The organism is Curtobacterium flaccumfaciens UCD-AKU (assembly GCF_000349565.1).
In the GTDB taxonomy this organism is placed as follows: domain Bacteria; phylum Actinomycetota; class Actinomycetes; order Actinomycetales; family Microbacteriaceae; genus Curtobacterium; species Curtobacterium poinsettiae.
Window position 1 is genome coordinate 5,055 of record NZ_KB714625.1, and the last position, 250, is coordinate 5,304.

At 74.0% G+C, this 250-nt stretch carries 1 protein-coding gene; it reads left to right on the forward strand.

The annotated features are described in order from the left end of the window. Positions 1-70: 70 nt before the first annotated feature. Positions 71-250 (forward strand): hypothetical protein (locus tag H489_RS38275; protein ID WP_167578313.1); only part of this gene is annotated, 180 nt, incomplete at its 3' end.

Genomic DNA, 250 nt, shown 5'->3' on the forward strand with positions numbered 1-250 from the left:
ACGACCCGGCCGTGACGGCGACGACGCGCTCCGGCCGGATCAGTTCGGTCCGGGTCGAGGTACCCGGGTGGTGAACCCGAGCGACCTCGCCGAGGCGACGCGGCGCGCGGAGCACCTGGTCGAGCACGGGCCGACCGTGGTCGTCATGTCGCAGCAGGCGGGACTCGCCGCGCTGTCGGTCCTCTGGGTGGCCGCCACTGCCCCCGCCGCCTTGCGGCTCAGCATGCTGGTCTGGTTCCTCCTCGCCGTC